This is a genomic window from Pseudomonas sp. MF09156 (assembly GCF_059862305.1).
This window is the reverse complement of sequence record NZ_JCBCUR010000052.1, coordinates 1-1041: the sequence shown is the minus strand read 5'-3', so window position 1 is coordinate 1041 and position 1041 is coordinate 1. Positions and strand designations below refer to the sequence as shown.

Genomic DNA, 1041 nt, shown 5'->3' with positions numbered 1-1041 from the left:
GTCTGCTTACGTTTGCCTGCGTACTCGGCATCAGCGAAAGACATTTGCTTCATCGGGGCTCAACCGTTCAGTTCGTGGGACAGCCGTATCTCACCAGATTTGGAAGTCTTTTTCAGAGTTTCCTTAAGCTCTTTGATAGCTTCTTCGGTGGAGCGGGATTCGTTGATCAAACTCATTTCAGTAAATCTCCTTTAGGTGGTCTCCCATCTTGGGAATTCAACCTCAGTGCCGTTTGGCGATTGCCTCGTTCATGTGGTTACAGTTCTCTTTTATGTGATTGTGAAACTAAGCCTGATGCTCAGGAAGCAGTCGTCGGTCTTATTGTTGATCAGATGACGCGGGATTAAGTAGCGACCATTGCAAGAGAATACCATGGTTCAAGTATGCCGCCGTAAGAAAGTGAGACGAACTTTTCCTTTGTTGGCGACTGGTAACTCAGACTCCCGTACGCTGATTAGATCAGCGGTCTTGCGTACGGTAGAAAAGCTAAGTTGTGGAGGAATTCCAGACGCGGTTCGAGTTGTGAGCGACTTATCTCACTCGGGGGGCGAGACTCCCTCGATACTTTCCATCTCGGAGTCAGAAGGGGTACTTAGAATGTAAGTGCGCATGCACCAGATTTTTGCGTCGGGCCAAGACTTGAGGGCTGCGTCTTCATCCATGGCGTATTTTGTTTTATCATCTTGGCGTGGGATTCGTTCAGCTGGAACTTGACTTCGACCTCCGAGTCGGTTGGGTTTATGGGGAGGCTCATACGGAAACGCTCAATATCGGTCATAATGATCTCCAATCTTGCTGCGCGCCAGACCTCCGCCAGTCCTCGACGAAAATGCTATTGAGCAAGCAGTCGCCCGCTGATTGATCATTGAGAATATAAACTATGCGCGTTGGGCAGCAAATCAGTCCCGATAGAGGGGGCGGTTGCAGGAGCTGAGTGCAACACGGTCATTGAATTGAAGCTGGAGCATCATGCCGCATAGCCATGGCCTTCTGCATCACCTCGCCCATAACTTCGATTGGGCATTTGAAGTCGAAGCGCTT

At 49.7% G+C, this 1041-nt stretch carries 2 protein-coding genes; one reads left to right on the top strand and one right to left on the bottom strand.

Features of this window, described 5'->3' with window-relative positions; all coding sequences use genetic code 11:
* The coding region (locus AC19YY_RS30990) for a hypothetical protein (RefSeq protein ID WP_500605322.1) at window positions 1–347 on the top strand (347 nt) is incomplete at its 5' end.
* Between the two features lie 245 nt (window positions 348–592).
* Here the strand turns inward: AC19YY_RS30990 and AC19YY_RS30985 are convergent.
* Complete coding sequence (locus AC19YY_RS30985; protein ID WP_500605321.1) at window positions 593–778, bottom strand: hypothetical protein; 186 nt, start codon at window positions 776–778, stop codon at window positions 593–595.
* Window positions 779–1041 lie beyond the last annotated feature (263 nt).